Raw genomic sequence first — 18177 nt, forward strand, 5'->3', positions numbered from 1 at the left:
GTTAAAACAATCCAATCCACGAGCCCGCAATACCCACCAGCGCCATACCGCCGATGATAGAGAGCGGCTTAACCTTGCGCCCCAGCAGCCAGTAGACAATGCCGAAACTCACCAACGGCAGCATGCAGGGCATAATGTCGTTGATAATGTCCTGCACCTGGGTCTTCGCCTCCCCGGCGCCGAAAGAGATGGGGATGGTGATATCAATCATTGAGGCGGTCATCGCCCCCACCACCATCAGACCGATAATCGACGCCCCGTAGGTCAGGCTCTCCATCATTCCGCTCTTCTGGATCCGCTGAAGTACTCCAGTGCCCAACACATAGCCCCAGCGCGTAAACAGCCAGCGCACCAGAATATGCGGCACGTTAAACACCAGCAGGAACAGGATCGGCCCGAGAATGTTGCCCTTCAGCGCCAGGCTGGTGCCGATACCGGTGGCGATCAGGCGTAGCGTGCCCCAGAAGAAGGAGTCTCCCAGACCGGCCAGCGGCCCCATCAGCGATGCTTTAACGTTATCTATCGCAGTGGCATCCATGTTTTTCTGCTGGCTGTTTTTCTCTTCCATCGCCGTGGTGATCCCCAACAGCAGGGTGACGATATGCGGCGTGGTATTGAAGAACACCAGATGCCGTTTCAACGCCCCGGCCAGTTCCTCCTTACGCGGATAGAGCTTTTTCAGCACCGGAATCAGCGCGTAAACAAAGGCGAGATTCATCTGCCGCTCATAGTTCCAGGAGAACTCCATCTGGAAGGAGCGCCAGAACACCCGGCGTAAATCGCGCGGCGTAATACGGGTTTCTTCCTGCTCCTGCGGCTGCAGGGTCTCTTCAGAAATCATCTTCGTCGTCATCGCTAACTCCTTGTTCTGTCGTCGTACGAGGTGAGCTAAACGCGGTGACGTTAACCATGACCACCGCCACGATAGCGCCGAGAATAGCGATGCCGGTCACCGGGATTTTCAGGTAGGCCATCAGCACAAAGCCGAGGAAAAAGTACGGCGCAACTTTCTTGTTTATCAGCAATCTGGCAAGCATCGCGAAGCCCAGCGCCGGGATAATTCCGGTCGCCACGCTGAGTCCGTGTTTAATAAATTCCGGGATCGTATCGAGCAGGGATTTCACCGCATTGCTGCCGACCAGGAATGAGACGGTCACCACCGTTGCGAGCATCAACGACAACCCAAATCCGGCAATCAGATGCATACGCTCAATGCCGCGCGTATCTGCCTGTTCCGCATAGCCGTCGGCCTTCTGGCTGAGCAGCGGAATAAACATCCCCAGATAGACGTTTTTCAGGATCAACGTCAGGGTGGCAATCGGCAGGCCGAGCAGCAGCGCCGTTTCCGTGCCTGCGCCGGAGGTAATGGCGAACGCCACGCCAAGAATGCCGCCGGTGACCACATCAGGCGGAATAGACGCGCCGACGGAGAAGGAGCCAATAAACGCCAGCTCCAGCGTCGCGCCCATGATGACGCCGGTCTGCACATCCCCGAGCACCAGCCCGGTCAGCAGCCCGGTGACGATAGGCCGTGAAATCAGCGACGTCCCTAATGCATATTCCGATTGCGCGATAAACGCCACCAGACCCAGTAAGAGAGCCTCTACCATAATCTGTCCTCCGGAATTAAACACATTCCGCAAAAAGCTGTTTGCGATCGTTAGGGACCTGGCGAATCTCCACCTCAACGCCTTTCCCCACCAGTTGTTGCAGCTGTTCTATTTCTTCCGGCAGTAAATTAATTGCCTTAGAGATATTTTTACTGCCCTCTTTGGCCTTAATTCCGCCGAGATTAATACTTTTAATTTCGTCAACGGCACTGGCAATACGCCAGGCATCATTCACCGACTCCACGACAATAAATAAATTATATTTATCAGTGACGCCGCTTTTTATCGATTCAATAGAGTCGTTTATATTTTTAATCACCAGTTTAACTGAAGGCGGTTTAGCGAGCTTAATCGTGGTTTTCCGCAGTTCATCCTCTGGGACGCTATCGTTGGCGATTAAAATACAATCGGCGCCAACGTACTGGGTCCAGGAAAAGGCCACTTGGCCGTGAAGTAATCGATGGTCTACCCTTAAAAGCGTAATCATAGTGTTCCCTCATTTCAGAAGTCTTTATCAGTAGTCATCGCACTGGCAATCGTTTGATTGCAGTACTGAATGCTCTCTTTGGCACTTATTAATGCTTCAGAAATTAGCTTATCGGTATTTTCTTCCCCTGCTGAAATAAGCAGGTCAATAATTAATGGCAGATTTAAACCGGACAATAAATGAAAGTGCGGGCGCGATAAAAAGCGCACAAACTCATTATTGACGCTACCGGCAAAAATATCCGTAATCACAATCAGCTCATCCTGTGCGGGAAAACGCGCCAGCAGCGTCTCCACCTGTAGCGTCAGATCGGCCTCCTCTTCTACATAGGCGCACAGAGTATGAATATCCGGCTGCTTACCGAGGATCAGCTCCACGGAGTTCAACAGGCCGTTAGCAAAGGTGCCATGGCTGGCAAAAATATAGTGTCGTTTCATCCTTACCTCGAAAGCGCATTCCACTGCTTTCTTAATTGCAACCGGCGTGCCAGAAACAGTGGCGCGCCGGTTAGCGTAAGAACGAACAGACGAAGGGGATTAAAACTCTTGATCTTCCTTAATAAATTCCGTTTCCCGCGTCAGGATGTCGTGAATGTAATACAGCTCAACCGGCGGGATTTTGACACTATACCCACTCTCTATGACACTAAAGGCCTCGCGCAGAATAAGCAGCTCACTCTGCGGACACTGCCTTCCTGAGTAATAGGTCGGTGAAGCATTGCGAATTAACCGCTCAATCAGACAGCTTATATGCACATACAGCGCCACCTTACGATCGTTGGGCACATCGCAGCCGGCCAGATGCTCATAGCGCAGTAAAAACTGCTCAACCTGGTTGATCACCTTCCCGGTATCGAGGATCGTCACCGACTCGATCACCCTGCGCAGCGAGAAATTCTTCAGGATCAGGTTATTGATTTCGCTGACCTGCTCCGCTGTCGCCAGTTCGCCGAAGATACGCATCAGCGGCCGGCTTCCTTCGCCTGAAATCAGCGAATCCAGCGAGATCCACGGCAGTTCGGCCAGATGCGGATCCAGGGTGCCAACGATCGCCAGCACCTCGTAGCGGCTCAGCATCGACTCCCGCCGTGCGGGATCGGCGAGAGTTTCCACATCGCAGGCGACAATATCAATGCCGAGCGCTTCAGGAATGCTGGCTTTTAACAGCGCCGACAAGTTAGCTGCTGCGCCCAAACCGGTGGCGCAGGTCGTGAGGATCGCCCGCGGTTTGTCGGTTTGCGGGTAATAGAGCTGATACTCAACCGCGAGGTCATCGCCAATCTCACGGACGATATCTTCCAGCATATCGCCCTGTAAAATGCGCTCGCCAACGTACATCGCCATCCCGGTCGAGACGTTATTAATAATCGCCATCGGGGTGGTCAGGTGGCGGTTAAAGTGGCTATGAATCGCCTTCAGTGAGCCCATATCGACCAGAATGATCAGCCCGGAGGCCAGCGCGTGGCTCTCAATGTAGCTTATCACCTGGTCGGCGATAGCCTCCGGCGTGACGTCGAGCGACATATCAAATGACTCAAACAGCTGGCTTTTCAACAACCGGTTCGCCACGTTAGCGATACTGCTGGCGGTGGCGTAGCCGTGGGCCACAATTATCGCGCGAGTCACCTGCTGCTGGCTGATTGCGCCGGTTTTTTGCAGCCACAACACCAATAACAACAGGTCAATGCGCCGGGGCTCGATATCCAACTTCAGCGCCAGCGCGGCGAGGATCTCTTCGCAAAAGCGATACAGCAGCGGGAATTTCTGCGCCAGAAAATCCTCCAGTTGACGGCTTTTCTCGCTGCTCATCCTGGACTGCGCCTGGCGGGAACGATGTATCAGGTAGTGGCTCAGGGCGTAGATACAGTTGCCGTTAAACTGGATATTGAAACGCTTTTCAAGGCGATAAAACTCTTCCCGCACCTGATGGGTGATCAGCAGCAACATATGCGAGCTGTTGGCATCGTGATTATCAAAAATTAGCCGGTCGAAGAGGGTTTCGATCTCCTCGCCCATGCTTTTTTGCGCCTCTTCCCAGGGCGTTTTTTTACTCAGTACCGCTTCATATAGCGCCAGAACCCGGCATTGGGAATCGTAAATCAGTCCCTGTACCGGGTCGCGCGCGCGCAATAGCCAGACCAGGCTGGTCTGCGGTTCGATAAGCAGCGGCTCCTCCTGGCCCATCGGTTCACTCAGCGCAGGCGTTGCGGCCATGATATTTTCCGGCAGGTCATGCAAAGTGACGCTAAGCACCTCGCTACCGGGGCATTTAGCCCATGCCGACGCCACCGCGTACTTAATCACGTTCTTCAATTCCCCCACGTTGCCGCGATAAACATAGTGAGCCAGCACCTGTAAAAGCCGCGGCGTCAGCTGCAGCCGGGCGGCGAGCGTGCGCGCCTCCTGCCAGAAAAACTGCAGCATCAACGCCTCTTTCTCGTGACGACTGCGGTTTTGCAAATCCGGCAGACTAACGAGGATCGGAATACGGCGAATAAAAGTAGTCAGAAAGGTGCTGTGAATATCTTCGGTAGTGGCAAATACCAGCCGCAGCGCGACGGGCAGTCCCTGCGCCGTCTCACCCACCCGGTAGATCTCTTTGCGATCCAGCCAGGTGAAAAGCTTCTCCTGCCCCTGCGCATCCAGGCGATGAACTTCGTCGAGAAACAGCACGCCGCCGTTTGCCGCTTCAAACGCCCCGGCTTTATCGCTCTGCGCACCGGTAAACGCGCCTTTGACGTAGCCAAACAGGTTGGCGGCCAGCAGTTCGGGGTTGCTGGCATACTGCGCGCAGTTAAAGCTAACAAATGGCGCGTCAGGCTCCAGCAATCCCTGTGCGATAGCGAACTCGTGCATCAGTTCCGCCATATAGCTTTTGCCGGTTCCGCTGTCGCCGGTAATCAGCAGCGGCAGCCCGCCATTGGGATAAAACAGCGCGGTTTTCATCTGCTCAATCGGTTTACGCAGGCTGCCATCATGTCCGGTCAGTAGTGAAAAATGATCAGCCTGCTCCGGCTGTCGGTCGCTCTCAGCAAGCAGTTCCGCCATGCTGGCGTACTCGCTGCGGGAAAGGGGAAAGAACTGCTGGCAGAAGGCTTTTTTGTGCAGAAAATAGACCGGGCGAGTGTTGATCTTCACCAGCACATCCTGGGTAACCAGCTGGTTCAGATAGTGGCTGGCGGTATTTCTTTGCATTGCAAAACGCTGGGCCAGGTAGCTGGCGGTGAAGACCTCGCTCAGGTTATCCGGATCGAAAAAATCGGTCTGATTTTGCAGAAAAGCCAACAGTTCTGTTTTACGCATGCATCCCCCATCATCGCCATCGCAGGCACTTAGAGCCTCTCCCAGTAGGCGTTATTGGCGCAGGCAGTTTGGACACGGCCAGCGCGGAAGAACCGGAGCGTACACGTAGTACGTGAGGATTCTGAGCACTGCCCAGGTTCAAAATGGCAAGCAAAATAGCCCTAATGGGATAGGCTCTTATGATGAGGGAAATCCACTAATCATTGACGCTTAATTCATTTTTTGCGGTTCAGAGCACAAAAAAAACGGCGCCCAAATCCGCGGGCACCGCACAACAAACCGACTATAGCCGCGCCAGGGCCTCCCGCATTCCTGCGCTCAACATCACCTCCAGATAGCGCGTAACCTGTTCGGCAAGTCCAGGGATTGCCGTCAGATCCTCACCCCAGTGCGCTTTATCCTGCAAAACCTCTACGACCAGGTCTTGCAGCGGGCGACCGCGCGCCACCTGCGCCCAGCCTTCGGCAAAGCGGGTCAACCAGACGTCATCATCCTGTAGTGGATAAGTCTGCCCGTCACGCTGGCCGCGATAGAAGGCGATCAGCGCCGCCAGAGCGAACGTCAGGCGCGGCGGAATCGTGCCATTCTGGCGGATACTCGTCAGCAGCTGCGGCAGGATCCGGGTACGGAATTTGGTCATCCCGTTCAGAGCGATGGAAAGCAACTGATGGCGAATATATGGGTTGAGAAAACGCCCGGTCACGGCATCGGCAAACTGCCGTAGCTCATCGGCAGGTAAATCGAGCGCCGGAATAATCTCTTCGCCGATGGTTTGCTGCACATAATGGCGAATGGCTTCGTCCTGCATCGCTTCGCCAACCGTATCCACGCCGCACAACCATGCCACGGGGACCAGCGCGGTATGCGCACCGTTGAGAATGGCGACTTTACGCTCTTTATAGGGCCGAATATCGTCGACGATACGGATATTGAGCGGGCAGCGGTCGAGCCGCAGTTTCTCCGCCAGCGTCTGCGGCCCCTGAATAACGAACAGCCAGAAGTATTCGGCGGTATCAAGGAACGCATCGTGATAGCCCAGCTCCGCTTCCAGCTTTTGCGCTTCTTCGCGCGGGTAGCCGGTCACGATGCGGTCAACCAGCGTGGAACAGAAGGTATTGGCCGTTTCAATCCAGTCGCTAAAAGCCGCAGGCAGCTGCCACTCTTGAGCATAGCGCAGCACCAGCGCCTTCAGCGCCTCGCCGTTATAATCAATCAGCTCGCAGGGAATCATCGTCCAGCCCTTATCCGCTGCGCCGTCGAAATGACGGAACCGTTCGAGCAGGAGCTGAGCCAGCTTCGCCGGGAAGCTCACCGGTGGCATATCGTCAGGCCGGTCTCCGGCATGGTAGCTAATACCCGCTTCGGTGGTATTCGAAAACACGAACGCAATATCCGGGTTACGGGCCAGCGCGAGATAGTCGGCAAAATCCTGCCAGGGGTTGATCTCGTTATTAACGGATCGAATTACCCGCGCCTCGCTCACCGCCTCGCCGCGTTCATCCAGCCCGCGGATCACCGTGGTATACAGACCGTCCTGGGTATTGAGCGACGGCGGGAACTCGGTGTTGATAGGGCGAACGATGGTCACCCCGGCTGCCAGATCGGTTTGCTCATTCAGCAGATCCAGCTGCCAGTCGATGAACGCCCGCAGGAAATTGCCCTCGCCGAACTGAATCACCCGCGTCGGGTACTGCGCCCCCGGAAACTCTTTTCTGTTTAACGTTTTCATGGCCTTCCCTGCTAAAAATGAATGACGCCTTTGATCAGCTGACGATTGTTAATCACTTCGCTTTCATAGATTTCAGCCAACGATTTGAAATCGTAACGGTGGGTCAGCATCATCCTGGCGGTCACTTTCCCCTCGGCCATCAGCCGCCCGACTTTGGCAAAATCCTCTTCTGTCGCATTGCGACTGCCCATCATGGTCGTCTCTTTCTTATGAAACTCCGGGTCCGAGAACTGCAGTTCGCCTTTAAACAGGCCGACGAAAATAATGCTGCCGCCGTGACGGATTAAATTCACCGTGTTGTTCATCGCATGCTGATTTCCCGTCGCATCGATCACTTTTTGCGCCAGAGAGCCGCCAAACGTCTCACACAACTGCTCGGTAAACTGCGGGTCGGAGGGGTCAAGGGTGGTCAGGCCAAGATGCTGCGCCACATGATCGCGTCGCGCCGGGCTGGTATCCGCCACCACGACCTGCGCACCGTCGGCTTTGGCGATTGCCGCCGCGCCCAGGCCAATCGGTCCCGCCCCAACCACCAGCACCTGCTCTCCCGGCTGAATAGCCGCGCGGCGCACCGCGTGGGCGCTAATGGCGAACGGCTCAATCAGCGCCACCGCCTCAGGATCAACGTCATCAACCACCAGCAGGTTCTTCACCGGCACGCTGAGATACTCGCTAAATCCGCCGTCGCGATGTACGCCGATGACCGAAATCTTCTCACAACAGTTTGTCCGCCCGCTCAGGCAGGCCGGACACTGACGGCAGGCCACGTAAGGAATAACCGCAACCTGCTGGCCGCTCTTCAGATTAAGAATATTTTTACCGAGGCCAATAATCTCGCCGCATATTTCATGGCCGAGTACTCGCGGGTAGCTAAAAAAAGGTTGATTACCGCTCCATGCATGAATATCCGTCCCGCAAATCCCCACTGCTTTTATTTTAATCAGAACTTCATCATCGCCAGGAATGGGAATCTGGCGTTTTTCCCAATTAAGTTTTTTGGGTTCCTGACACACTAATGTATTCATCGACGTCATAATTATTGCCTCCGTATTTGTTGGCTTAGATATCGATGAAAAACACAATCCAGGATAAAGTTATTGCGAAAATTGTGAAACCTCGCGCACAAAACCGTTTTAAATCCGGTTTTAATATCTAAAAAACAGGGAGTCTATGTATGAGCCGTTCACAAAACCTTCGTCATAACGTGATTAACCAGGTCATTAACGATATGGCGCGCGGCTTTATCCCCTCTCCGCTGCCCTCGCAAAGCGCGCTGGCGGAGATGTACAACATCAGCCGCACCACTGTGCGCCATATCCTCAGCCACTTATGCGAGCGCGGCGTGCTGAGTCAGGTCAATCAGGATTACCTGATCCTCCGCCTGCCCGAAGTGCAGGACGGCTTCGATGGTTCCAGCGCCTCGCTGGCCGAACAAAATCGCCTCTTTGAGCAGGCATTTTTCACCATGATCAATCAGCGCCAGCTGCGCGCCGGAGAGATATTTTCCGAGCTACAGCTGGCGCGGGCCGCGGGCGTCAGCCCGGTGGTGGTCAGAGAGTTTTTATTGAAGTTCAGCCGCTACAACCTGATTGAAAGCGAAAAACGCGGCCAGTGGAATATGAAGAAGTTTGAGCAATCCTGGGCGGAGCAGCTGTTCGAGCTGCGCGAAATGCTGGAAACCCACGCGCTCCAGCACTTCCTCAACCTGCCGGACAACGATGCCCGCTGGTTACAGGCGAAAACCCTGCTTGAGCGCCATCGGGCGCTGCGGGACAGCATCGGCGACAGCTTTCGCATGTTCTCACAGCTCGATCGAGATTTTCACACGCTACTGCTTTCCGCTGCTGATAATATATTTTTTAATCAATCACTTGAAATCATTTCCGTTATCTTCCACTTCCACTACCAGTGGGATGAGAGCGATCTTAAGCAGCGCAATATCATCGCCATTGATGAACACATGACTATCCTGAGCGCGCTTATCTGCCGCAGTGACCTGGACGCCAACCTGGCGCTACGTAACCACCTGAACTCCGCGAAACAATCAATGATTAACTCCCTTAAGCAGAATGAGTCTCTGCTTTATTAAGTACCGATTAAAAACAGAAAATGATTATCAGCAGCACAAATCTAAAAACGTAATCCAGTGCGATAAAAAAGGTTATTTATGCTGAAAACAAGTCGACTTACTTTACTGTGAAATATGTGGGTGGTGTTTAAACCATTCGATGTCACTTGTCGTTCAAATAGAATAGCCAGGAGTCAGGCGTGGAACAAAGAAATATAACCATCGACCCGCAGACAACCTTTGAAAAAGGGAAAGCGGAGACGATTTCAGTTCCGTTAGATAATACATTACAGCGTAGCGCTCGGATTAAAAAAATTCAGACCACGGCAATGATTCTGTTATTTCTGGCGGCGGTCATTAACTACCTCGACAGAAGTTCATTATCCGTCGCTAACTTAACCATCCGCGAGGAGTTAGGGCTCAGCGCCACCGAAATCGGCGCGCTGCTGTCGGTCTTCTCACTGGCCTACGGTATCGCGCAGCTCCCCTGCGGGCCGCTGCTGGACCGCAAAGGTCCACGCATCATGCTGGGGCTGGGGATGTTTTTCTGGTCGCTGTTTCAGGCGGTCTCGGGGATGGTGCACAGTTTTACCCAGTTCGTCCTGGTGCGCATCGGCATGGGGATCGGCGAAGCGCCGATGAACCCTTGCGGCGTCAAGGTGATCAACGACTGGTTTAATATTAAAGAGCGTGGGCGTCCGATGGGCTTCTTTAACGCCGCCTCAACTATTGGCGTCGCCATCAGCCCGCCGATTCTGGCTGCGATGATGCTGATGATGGGCTGGCGCGGGATGTTTATTACCATCGGCGTGCTGGGGATCTTCGTCGCTATCGGCTGGTATATGCTCTATCGCAACCGGGAGGATATCAATCTCACCGCCGATGAGCAGGCCTACCTGAATGCCGGAAGCGTCAACGTTCGCCGTGACCCGCTAAGCTTTGCCGAATGGCGCAGCCTGTTCAAAAACAAGACCATGTGGGGAATGATGCTCGGCTTCAGCGGCATCAACTATACCGCGTGGCTGTATCTGGCCTGGCTGCCGGGTTATCTGCAAACGGCGTATAATCTCGATCTGAAAAGTACCGGTTTTATGGCCGCCATCCCGTTCCTGTTCGGTGCCGCAGGCATGTTAATCAACGGCTATGTTACCGACTGGCTGGTCAAAGGCGGTATGGCCCCGATTAAGAGCCGCAAAATTTGCATTATTGCCGGTATGTTCTGCTCCGCCGCGTTTACGCTCGTCGTACCCCAGGCGACAACATCAATAGCCGCAGTGCTGTTAATCGGTATGGCGTTGTTCTGTATTCACTTTGCCGGAACCTCCTGCTGGGGATTGATTCACGTCGCAGTGGCTTCACGAATGACCGCTTCCGTCGGCAGCATTCAGAACTTCGCCAGCTTTATCTGCGCTTCATTTGCCCCTGTAGTGACCGGGTTTATCGTCGATACCACCCACTCATTCCAGCTGGCGCTGATTATTTGCGGCTGCGTCACCGCTCTCGGCGCGCTGGCCTATATTTTCCTGGTTCGCCAGCCGATTAGCGACCCGCGTAACGGCTAAACCTTACCGCCCTGCAGACGATAGGGCGTTAAATTCCATGCTCATCTCATACTGCTTTAAGGCCAACGGCGCATAGCCTGCGGCTTTAAACAGCAGGGTAAAGGTTTCCGGGATGGTCACCGACGTGCCGAGCCCCGGAAACTGACGGGCAAGAGCAATCAGCATTTCTCGTCCCAGCCCGCGCCCGCGGGCGGCAGGTTCAACCCACAAAAACTGGAGCTGCGGCCTGCTGGTTAACGTCGCCAGTACGGCAAAGGCCTGCTGATTGAGGGTTAATGCCCGGCATGGCAGGGTGCTGAAAGTAAGCGGGTCCATTAGCCACGGCAGCTGGCCGTTGACCTCAGCGCTGGCCCTGCGCGTCAGGGCCAGCACATCACAATCTTGCAATATGGGTGGCTCATCACTTCCGGCCTGTGAACTTAAATAGCCGCACAGCCCGTGCCGTACCTCGAAACCCAGCGATTGATACAGCGCCATCGCAGCGTGATTTTCGCGGATCACCTCCAGCCACATCCGCCGTACCCCCTGCTCCTGCAAAGAGGCAATCAGCGGCGTCATTAACCGACGCCCAAGCCCTTTACCGCGATACCCGGACCGCATCCCGAAAGCCGCTAGCCGAGCTTCATCGCCGCGTCGGGCGACAACGGCCATCGCTGCGGGTACATCGCCATCCAGCCAGACGCGAGAATCCAGCAGGCTTAGCCCTTCGGCACTAAAACGCTGGACAAAAACCTCCACCGACAGCGTGACGGGCACCAGGTAATCCTCAAAACAGTCGCCGAGGATAACCGTCAACTGCTCGATGCTGAATTGCGTGGCAGGAACGGCGGTAAGCTCCATACATTTCTCCCGGAGGCTGCTATGCTGAGGTGATGAAAACTAACACTATAACCGCCGCCATCACATTACGCCCAACTCGGGAGAGCGATATCGCCCTCCTGCCCGCCATTGAGCGCTCTGCCGCCCAGGCTTTTCGCCAAATCCCGGTACTGGCCTGGCTGGCAGAAAGCGAAGTGATAAGTGTCGATCGCCACCGGCTGTTTCTTGAAACCGAACACAGCCTGTTGGCCGTAGCCGATGAACAACCGATAGGCTTCCTGCTCACCGAACCGCTGGATGATGCGCTGTTTATCGTCGAGATTGCCGTCCATCAGGCATGGCAGGGGCAAGGAATTGGCCGCATAATGCTGGAGCAGGTGATTGAAAATGCCCGCAGGGTGGAATATCCAGCGGTCACGCTCACCACCTTTCGTGAAGTGCCGTGGAACGCGCCGTTTTATACGCGCCTGGGCTTTTCGATGCTGGACGAGCTGACGCTGCCGTCAGGACTGGCGGCAAAAAGGGAGCTGGAAACGGAACATGGACTGGCACCAGAAACGCGCTGCACCATGCGGCTGGCGCTGTGACCTCCGGCGCTGCTTTCATCGCCTGAATATGGTACAAAGTATCATTCAAAACTTACCCGCTGATACCCGTATGTCCTGGTCAATCGATATCATTTCCTGCATTACCGATCGCTTTGTTGAGCTGACGGCGACCGAAAAGCGCATCGCGCAGTTTATTCTCGATGATGTCGCGGCGGCGGCGGAACTGCCTATCGCCGAAATGGCGCGGCTGACCAACACCAGCCAGGCCTCGGTCACCCGCTTCGCGCGGGCGCTGGGTTGCAAAGATGTTCGCGAACTGAAGATGAAGCTGGCGCAATCTCTGGCGGTCGGCCAGCGCTTTATTCTCGATGTCCCGGACCTTGAAGGCGTGCAGGGGATCTATGAATCGATTATCGGTGTGCTGGAAACCAACCGCCGGGCGCTGGATATCGAAGCGCTGAAGCGCGCGGTCAGCTGGCTGAGCGATGCGCGGCAGATTCTGGCCCTCGGCATGGGCGGCGGCTCCACCATCTGTGCCCAGGAGATTCAGTATCGTCTGTTTCGCCTTGGCCTGCCGGTGGTCAGCCTGAATGACGGCCTGCTGGTACGCATGATGAGCTCGGCGGTGACGCCAAAGGATGTGGTTATCGTGCTGTCATTAGGCGGTTATACCCAGGAAATCATTGAAAGCGCGGCGATTGCCAGCCAGTACGGTGCGAAGGTGATCGCGATTACCCCGGCCGGAACGCCGCTGGCGGAGCAGGCGGATCTGGTGCTGCCGCTGCTGGTGCGCGAAAACGACTATATCTTCAAGCCCAGCACTTCGCGCTATGCGATGCTGGCGATGGTTGATGTGCTGGCCACCGAACTGGCGATGGCCAACAAAACCCAGGCCAAAGGCCGGCTGCGGCGTATTAAGCTGGCGCTCGACAGCCACCGCGGCGGCGTCGACCGCCAGCCGCTGGGTGATTAGCTTTTACTTGCGGAGATAAACCTCCCTGCCTGCTGGCGGGTGCGTTCCACCGTTTGTCCGGCGCGATAAAGATCGCTCCCCAACCCGGCTCCGGCACACCCGGCCTGCACCCAGGTCGCCAGATTCTCCGGCGTCACGCCGCCTACCGCCAGCACCGGCACTTCCGGCGGCAGCACCGCTTTCAGCGCACGAATATAGTCCGGGCCAAAAGCGGAAGAGGGAAAAATCTTCAGCCACTGCGCCCCGGCATCCAGCGCGCTAAACGCCTCCGTCGCCGTCGCGCACCCGGCGCAGACCAGCATCCCGCGCGCCACCGCCTGGCGGATAACCGCAGGCTGGGTATTCGGCGTGACGATAAGCTTTGCCCCGGCGTCGGCCAGAAAATCGACCTGCTCAACCTTCAGTACCGTCCCTGCGCCAATCACCGCCTGCTCGCCAAACTGCGCCACCATCTGCGGGATACTTTGCTGCCAGTCCGGCGAATTGAGCGGGATTTCAATATAGCGAAACCCTGCGCCAATCAGCGTATCAATATGCTCTGCCGCTTCTGCGGGGCGAATGCCGCGCAAAATCGCCACCAGTTTAAGCTTGTCCATTCATTATCCTCGCCATGCCGCTCAGCAATGCCTCGTCGCCGCTACAGCTGTTGACCGTCATCCCGCCCGCCATCATCGCCCGACGATAGCGGGCATTCAGCGCCGGGTCCCCCACCAGGGTGACGGTTGATATACGGTAACGCTGACCCAGGGTTGCGACCTCAGCGCCAATCAGCAGCCCGGAGAGATAGTCGCTGACCGATGTCGCCGCCAGCGCCCCCAATACCCGCGCCGCCCTGGCGACAAACAGTTCGCTAATTAACGAGGGCTGCGCCAGCCCATTTTCCAGCCCCAGTTCAAAAGCAGCTTCGTCCGGCAACTGGGCCGTAAGCCCCTTGCCAAGCAGCGATTGCGTCATCAGCAGATGATGCAGCTCACCGGTCATCGCGGTAGCAAAGTGGCGCACCACGCCGCGCTCTACTTGCACCCATTTACAGTGGGTGCCCGGCATCACGTAGCACTCCGCCGGGGCCAGTTGCCACGCGCCCAGCAGCTGCGTCTCTTCCCCGCGCATCACGTTGTACTCCCCGACCTGTTCAATTTTGAGGCCGGGAATAATCCACACGCCTTCGGCAACGGCAAACAGCTGTTGCCCTGGGGCATCAATCGCCGCCGGACAAGGCAAGTACGGCACTGACTGCCAGCCCGCGTCACTACCGATCATCCCGGCCATCAGCACCGGAAGCTTCTCTGCGCCGCGCCAGGGAGCCAGGTGCTGCAGGAATACCTCCTCAGGCAGCAGTCCGTTGAGGCGAGTCACGCCCAGCGGCAGTTGCTTCGTCTCGACGCACTGGCCGTTGCGAATCAACCAGCCGCGTAGCTGGGTGGATCCCCAGTCGACGGCAATGTAGTTATTTATCCCCATTTCCTTAGCCCCGCGACGTATTGCGTTTGCCAATCGGCAGCGGCGGCGCAGATGGGCGACTTTCACGTTCCTGGGTGATCATCTCCAGCGCTTCCTCACGGCTCATCTTGCTGGCAGGCGTAAGCAGTGTGACCACCACTGAGGCCACCAGGCTGGTCAGCACCGACGGAATACATGGATTGCCCCAGAAAGCCATCCAGTCGCTGTCCATCAGTACCACCACCGATGCCCCTGCGCCGCCTGCCAGCGCGGCAACCGCGCCCTGCCAGTTAAAGCGATTCCAGAAGCGGCCAAGCATGGTGCAGATAAACATCCCGGACATAATCATTGAGATCATTTTGGTGATATAGCTGATGATGTCGTTAGAGGTCAGCGCGAACAGCAACGCCAGCGCGATAACCAGCACGAGGAACATCCGCGACAGGCGAATCGCTTTTTCCGGCGCAGGCATATGCCCGGTGACGAGGGTATAGAGGTCGCGCAGCATGATGGACACCGCGGCAATCGCGTCGGAGCTGCCTGACGACATATTGGCCGACATCCCGGCAATCAGAATTGCCATCGCCAGCACCGGCGGCAATACCTGCGTGGCAAACAGGAAGGCGAAACCGCTGTTTTCCAGGTTCGCATTCATGGTCCACACCGCCATGCCGATAATCGCTGGCAGGAAGGAGAAGCCAAGGTACAGCAGACCCGTGATGGTGAAAGACTGACGTACCGAGGAGACCGTCTTCGCCGAATAGATTCGCTGACGATAAGAAGGTGTCGCCAGCACACCAACGCCGATGACTATCGCCAAAGAGAACGCAGGCAGAATACCCAGTTTATCCACGGCAAATAAACTTTGCGCCGCCGGGTCAACCGCTTGCTGAATATGGCTCCAGCCGCCAACGTGATGCACCGCCAGAATCGCCATCAGAATAAAACCGACAAACAGCACGATGGATTGAATGGTATCGATCCAGACTACCGCCGAGTAACCGCCGATACCGACATACACCACAAAGGCCAGGGCGATAATGATTTTGGCAACGTTAATATCGATACCACTGGCCCAGGCAAGATACAGACCGCCCCCTAAAATATGTGCACCAAGCCAGCCAATTGAGGCAATAAAAATAAGGATAGCGACCAGGTTTTTAATTATTTTGCTGCCGCCGGTATAATAAGACATCTCTTCGCTCATGGTCATAAAGCGAAACTTACGTACCGGAGCAAATAGCCACGCCACCAGCAGGATCCCTACCGCGCCGCCAAGACCATACAGCATCCCCGCCCAGCCGTTAGTGTAGCCAAAGCCCACCGCACCAACGCTTGAGCCGGTACCGACCATGGTACCGACGGTTGAACCCAGAGTCAGGATCATCGGCAGAGAACGGCCGCCCAGTAAAAAATCTTCACCCGTCTTTTGCTTACGCGACACATACCAGCCTAACGTAATCATGGCGCAGGCATAGACCGAGAACCAAATCAAAAAGGACATATTATTCATTGCTCACATCCAGACGTAATAAATAATACTCGTACTGCTGAATATTATAAGTTGATAGAAACAATGCCTGAAAAAAGGCAAAGCGACACCGCTGGTGCCAGCCTGTTTATTCAGTCTGGCGCCAATATCACACTTTTTTGCTTATTCCTCCCCGAGCGGAGAAGAATGTTATTTTTCTCGCGCGGTTTTACACGCGCGCCGCGTTATAACAGGTCACATCCACTTCGACTTTGCAATCCACCACCAGGTCCGCCACGCAGCAGATACGGGCTGGCGGGTTATCGCCAAAGAACTCGCGGAACACTTTGTTGAAGGACTGGAAATAGCGCGAATCGGTGAGGATCACTTTGACGTGTACGACGTCGGCGAGGGTATAGCCCGCTTCGGTCATGATATCCACGCAGTTCTGAATCGCCAGACGCGCCTGGTCGACAATCCCCCCTTCCACCACTTCGCCATCTTTCATCGGCGTCTGACCGGAGACGTACAGCCAGCCACCCGCTTCCACCGCGCGGGCGAACGGCAGATGCTGCCCGCCGGTGCCGGTTCCGCCTTCCACGCCATAACGTTTAATACTCATCTTTCACTCCTTAGCTCATTCGGCGGCGCAGGAAACGCCCTGCGCGCCCGGTAATCTTTTTATCGCTGCCGTAGCTCATCACGCCGTTGACCATCACCGCTTCTATGCCGTCCGCCGGTTGTTTCGGGTCGGAGAAGCTGGCGACATCGCGCACCGTTTGCGGGTCAAACAGCACCAGATCGGCGAAGTAGCCCACTTTCACCAGCCCACGATCCACAAGCTGAAAGCGTGCCGCCGAGAGGCCGGTCATTTTGTGAATGGCGGTGGTCAGCGGAAACAGCTGTTCATCGCGACTGTAGTGGCCCAGTACCCGAGGGAAAGCCCCCCACAGCCGTGGATGCGGCATCGGGTCGTTCGGCAGGCCATCGGAGCCGATCATGGTGACCGGATAACGCAGCACCCGCCGCACGTCCTGCTCGTCCATGTTGTAATAGATTGCACCTGCGGGCATTAGCCGCGCCGCCGCATCATGGAGGCTCACCTGCCAGCCATCGGCAATTTGCTTGAGGGTTTTACCGGCCTGTTCTGGCTGCGCTTCCGACCAGGTGATAACGATGTCGAACTCATCGGTCACCTGCTTCATATCCAGCGTCGACGAACTGGCGGAATAGGGGTAGCAGTCGCAGGCAATCTCCTGGCGCTGGCGCATCTCATCGAAGAAAGCCAGCGTCTCCTTCGTGCGACCCCAGTTTTTCGCCCCGGCGCACTTGTGGTGCGAGACCACCACCGGCACGTTGCCGTGGCGACCAATGCGAAACGCTTCGTCAAGCGCTTCCAGAATCGGTTCAAACTCCGAGCGCAAGTGAGTGGTGTAAATACCCTTCTCCGCCGCCAGCTCTTCCGCCAGCGCCATCACCTCTTCAGTGGTGGACTGGAATGCGCTGGCGTAGGCCAGACCGGTACTCAGCCCCAGCGCCCCCTGACGCAGAGCGTCGCGCAGTTGAACCCGCATCCCGGCGATTTCGCTTTCCGTCGCCGGGCGGAACAAATCATCCATATGATTGTTGCGCAGCGCGGTATGGCCAATCAGCGTGCCGACGTTCAGTGACGGCTTCGCCGCCTCCACCGCGTGGGCGTAAGCCTCAACGGTGGGATAAATAAATTGCTCCTGCTCGCCCAGCAGGTTCATCGGGTCCGGCACGCCGTCGCGCATGGTTGCCGTCGCCGCGCTGATCCCGCAGTTGCCAACGATCACCGTCGTCACCCCCTGGCTCAGCTTGGGCAAATACTCCGGCATACGGATGACGTTGATATCGTCATGGGTATGCACATCGATAAACCCGGGGGCCAGTACGCGCCCCAGCCCCTCGACCACCTGCTCCGCCGCCAGATTCAACGCCGGGGCCATATCCACAATCCGATCGCCCTTCACCGCCACGTCGCCAAGAAACTGCGGCCCGCCGCTGCCGTCGATGACGGTGACGTTTTTGAAAAGCCAGTTAACTTTCATCGCAATTACTCCCTTTCAACTCTGCCGACAAGTTAACCATTTACAAGGCGGAAAAACAGTGGAAAACTACGCAAAAACCAGATCAATTTATGATAC

The 18177-nt window shown here is 56.0% G+C and carries 17 protein-coding genes; 4 read left to right on the forward strand and 13 right to left on the reverse strand.

Features of this window, described 5'->3' with window-relative positions; translation table 11 throughout:
- Position 1 precedes the first annotated feature (1 nt).
- The 7 genes from FN082_RS07925 to FN082_RS07955 form a co-directional block, all read right to left on the reverse strand.
- Entirely contained in the window at positions 2 to 853 is an 852-nt protein-coding gene (locus FN082_RS07925; protein WP_139539323.1) for a PTS system mannose/fructose/sorbose family transporter subunit IID, read from the reverse strand.
- On the reverse strand, positions 831 to 1610 hold the full coding sequence (locus FN082_RS07930; RefSeq protein ID WP_139539322.1) for a PTS mannose/fructose/sorbose/N-acetylgalactosamine transporter subunit IIC: 780 nt from the start codon (positions 1608 to 1610) through the stop codon (positions 831 to 833). Before FN082_RS07930 ends, FN082_RS07925 begins: the two co-directional genes overlap by 23 nt.
- Before the next feature lie 16 nt (positions 1611 to 1626).
- Complete coding sequence (locus FN082_RS07935) at positions 1627 to 2097, reverse strand: PTS sugar transporter subunit IIB (RefSeq protein ID WP_139539321.1); 471 nt, start codon at positions 2095 to 2097, stop codon at positions 1627 to 1629.
- 14 nt (positions 2098 to 2111) lie between these two features.
- Positions 2112 to 2534: a PTS sugar transporter subunit IIA gene (locus FN082_RS07940; RefSeq protein WP_139539320.1), complete on the reverse strand. Its 423-nt coding sequence runs from the start codon at positions 2532 to 2534 to the stop codon at positions 2112 to 2114.
- A gap of 99 nt (positions 2535 to 2633) precedes the next feature.
- Positions 2634 to 5399 (reverse strand): sigma 54-interacting transcriptional regulator, encoded by a 2766-nt coding sequence (locus FN082_RS07945; RefSeq protein WP_139539319.1) that lies wholly within the window; start codon positions 5397 to 5399, stop codon positions 2634 to 2636.
- Positions 5400 to 5682: 283 nt separating this feature from the next.
- On the reverse strand, positions 5683 to 7128 hold the full coding sequence (locus FN082_RS07950; RefSeq protein ID WP_139539318.1) for a tagaturonate reductase: 1446 nt from the start codon (positions 7126 to 7128) through the stop codon (positions 5683 to 5685).
- Between the two features lie 11 nt (positions 7129 to 7139).
- Positions 7140 to 8162, reverse strand: a complete 1023-nt coding sequence (locus tag FN082_RS07955) for a zinc-binding alcohol dehydrogenase family protein (protein WP_142462188.1) — start codon at positions 8160 to 8162, stop codon at positions 7140 to 7142.
- Between the two features lie 140 nt (positions 8163 to 8302).
- Here FN082_RS07955 and FN082_RS07960 point away from each other — a divergent pair, with 140 nt between their 5' ends.
- Entirely contained in the window at positions 8303 to 9217 is a 915-nt protein-coding gene (locus FN082_RS07960) for a GntR family transcriptional regulator (protein WP_139539316.1), read from the forward strand.
- A gap of 179 nt (positions 9218 to 9396) precedes the next feature.
- On the forward strand, positions 9397 to 10758 hold the full coding sequence (locus tag FN082_RS07965) for an MFS transporter (protein WP_142462187.1): 1362 nt from the start codon (positions 9397 to 9399) through the stop codon (positions 10756 to 10758).
- 3 nt (positions 10759 to 10761) lie between these two features.
- Here the strand turns inward: FN082_RS07965 and FN082_RS07970 are convergent, their stop codons facing one another.
- Positions 10762 to 11598 carry a GNAT family N-acetyltransferase gene (locus FN082_RS07970; protein WP_142981391.1) on the reverse strand — a complete coding sequence of 279 codons (837 nt, stop codon included), beginning with the start codon at positions 11596 to 11598 and terminating at the stop codon, positions 10762 to 10764.
- 32 nt (positions 11599 to 11630) lie between these two features.
- Between FN082_RS07970 and FN082_RS07975 the strand changes: the two genes are divergently transcribed.
- Complete coding sequence (locus tag FN082_RS07975) at positions 11631 to 12164, forward strand: GNAT family N-acetyltransferase (RefSeq protein ID WP_139539313.1); 534 nt, start codon at positions 11631 to 11633, stop codon at positions 12162 to 12164.
- Between the two features lie 70 nt (positions 12165 to 12234).
- Positions 12235 to 13098 (forward strand): MurR/RpiR family transcriptional regulator, encoded by an 864-nt coding sequence (locus FN082_RS07980; RefSeq protein ID WP_142981429.1) that lies wholly within the window; start codon positions 12235 to 12237, stop codon positions 13096 to 13098.
- Here FN082_RS07980 and FN082_RS07985 read toward each other — a convergent pair.
- The 5 genes from FN082_RS07985 to FN082_RS08005 all read right to left on the reverse strand — a co-directional run bounded on the left by FN082_RS07985 (position 13095) and on the right by FN082_RS08005 (position 18081).
- Positions 13095 to 13694, reverse strand: coding sequence for a 2-dehydro-3-deoxy-6-phosphogalactonate aldolase (locus tag FN082_RS07985; RefSeq protein WP_142981392.1), 600 nt, complete (start codon positions 13692 to 13694; stop codon positions 13095 to 13097). The genes FN082_RS07980 and FN082_RS07985 overlap by 4 nt on opposite strands.
- The gene (locus FN082_RS07990) at positions 13681 to 14553 is read right to left on the reverse strand and encodes a 2-dehydro-3-deoxygalactonokinase (RefSeq protein ID WP_142462235.1); all 873 of its coding nucleotides are present in this window, start codon (positions 14551 to 14553) and stop codon (positions 13681 to 13683) included. Before FN082_RS07990 ends, FN082_RS07985 begins: the two co-directional genes overlap by 14 nt.
- Before the next feature lie 10 nt (positions 14554 to 14563).
- Positions 14564 to 16051: a sodium:solute symporter family protein gene (locus tag FN082_RS07995; protein ID WP_139539311.1), complete on the reverse strand. Its 1488-nt coding sequence runs from the start codon at positions 16049 to 16051 to the stop codon at positions 14564 to 14566.
- A 187-nt stretch (positions 16052 to 16238) separates the two neighbouring features.
- Positions 16239 to 16631 carry a RidA family protein gene (locus tag FN082_RS08000; protein ID WP_139539310.1) on the reverse strand — a complete coding sequence of 131 codons (393 nt, stop codon included), beginning with the start codon at positions 16629 to 16631 and terminating at the stop codon, positions 16239 to 16241.
- A gap of 10 nt (positions 16632 to 16641) precedes the next feature.
- Positions 16642 to 18081: an N-acyl-D-amino-acid deacylase family protein gene (locus FN082_RS08005; protein WP_139539309.1), complete on the reverse strand. Its 1440-nt coding sequence runs from the start codon at positions 18079 to 18081 to the stop codon at positions 16642 to 16644.
- Between the last annotated feature and the right edge of the window lie 96 nt (positions 18082 to 18177).

Source organism: Klebsiella spallanzanii (assembly GCF_902158555.1).
GTDB classification, from domain to species: Bacteria; Pseudomonadota; Gammaproteobacteria; order Enterobacterales; family Enterobacteriaceae; genus Klebsiella; species Klebsiella spallanzanii.

What these genes read in the sequence shown, in the direction of transcription:
- FN082_RS07960 (WP_139539316.1), top strand. Translation starts at nt 8,303, where the DNA reads ATGAGCCGTTCACAAAACCTTCGTCATAACGTGATTAACCAGGTCATT.
- FN082_RS07935 (WP_139539321.1), bottom strand. Translation starts at nt 2,097, where the DNA reads ATGATTACGCTTTTAAGGGTAGACCATCGATTACTTCACGGCCAAGTG.
- FN082_RS07930 (WP_139539322.1), bottom strand. Translation starts at nt 1,610, where the DNA reads ATGGTAGAGGCTCTCTTACTGGGTCTGGTGGCGTTTATCGCGCAATCG.
- FN082_RS07985 (WP_142981392.1), bottom strand. Translation starts at nt 13,694, where the DNA reads ATGGACAAGCTTAAACTGGTGGCGATTTTGCGCGGCATTCGCCCCGCA.
- FN082_RS07955 (WP_142462188.1), bottom strand. Translation starts at nt 8,162, where the DNA reads ATGACGTCGATGAATACATTAGTGTGTCAGGAACCCAAAAAACTTAAT.
- FN082_RS07970 (WP_142981391.1), bottom strand. Translation starts at nt 11,598, where the DNA reads ATGGAGCTTACCGCCGTTCCTGCCACGCAATTCAGCATCGAGCAGTTG.
- FN082_RS07975 (WP_139539313.1), top strand. Translation starts at nt 11,631, where the DNA reads ATGAAAACTAACACTATAACCGCCGCCATCACATTACGCCCAACTCGG.
- FN082_RS07945 (WP_139539319.1), bottom strand. Translation starts at nt 5,399, where the DNA reads ATGCGTAAAACAGAACTGTTGGCTTTTCTGCAAAATCAGACCGATTTT.
- FN082_RS07940 (WP_139539320.1), bottom strand. Translation starts at nt 2,534, where the DNA reads ATGAAACGACACTATATTTTTGCCAGCCATGGCACCTTTGCTAACGGC.
- FN082_RS08005 (WP_139539309.1), bottom strand. Translation starts at nt 18,081, where the DNA reads ATGAAAGTTAACTGGCTTTTCAAAAACGTCACCGTCATCGACGGCAGC.
- FN082_RS07950 (WP_139539318.1), bottom strand. Translation starts at nt 7,128, where the DNA reads ATGAAAACGTTAAACAGAAAAGAGTTTCCGGGGGCGCAGTACCCGACG.
- FN082_RS08000 (WP_139539310.1), bottom strand. Translation starts at nt 16,631, where the DNA reads ATGAGTATTAAACGTTATGGCGTGGAAGGCGGAACCGGCACCGGCGGG.
- FN082_RS07995 (WP_139539311.1), bottom strand. Translation starts at nt 16,051, where the DNA reads ATGAATAATATGTCCTTTTTGATTTGGTTCTCGGTCTATGCCTGCGCC.
- FN082_RS07925 (WP_139539323.1), bottom strand. Translation starts at nt 853, where the DNA reads ATGACGACGAAGATGATTTCTGAAGAGACCCTGCAGCCGCAGGAGCAG.
- FN082_RS07980 (WP_142981429.1), top strand. Translation starts at nt 12,235, where the DNA reads ATGTCCTGGTCAATCGATATCATTTCCTGCATTACCGATCGCTTTGTT.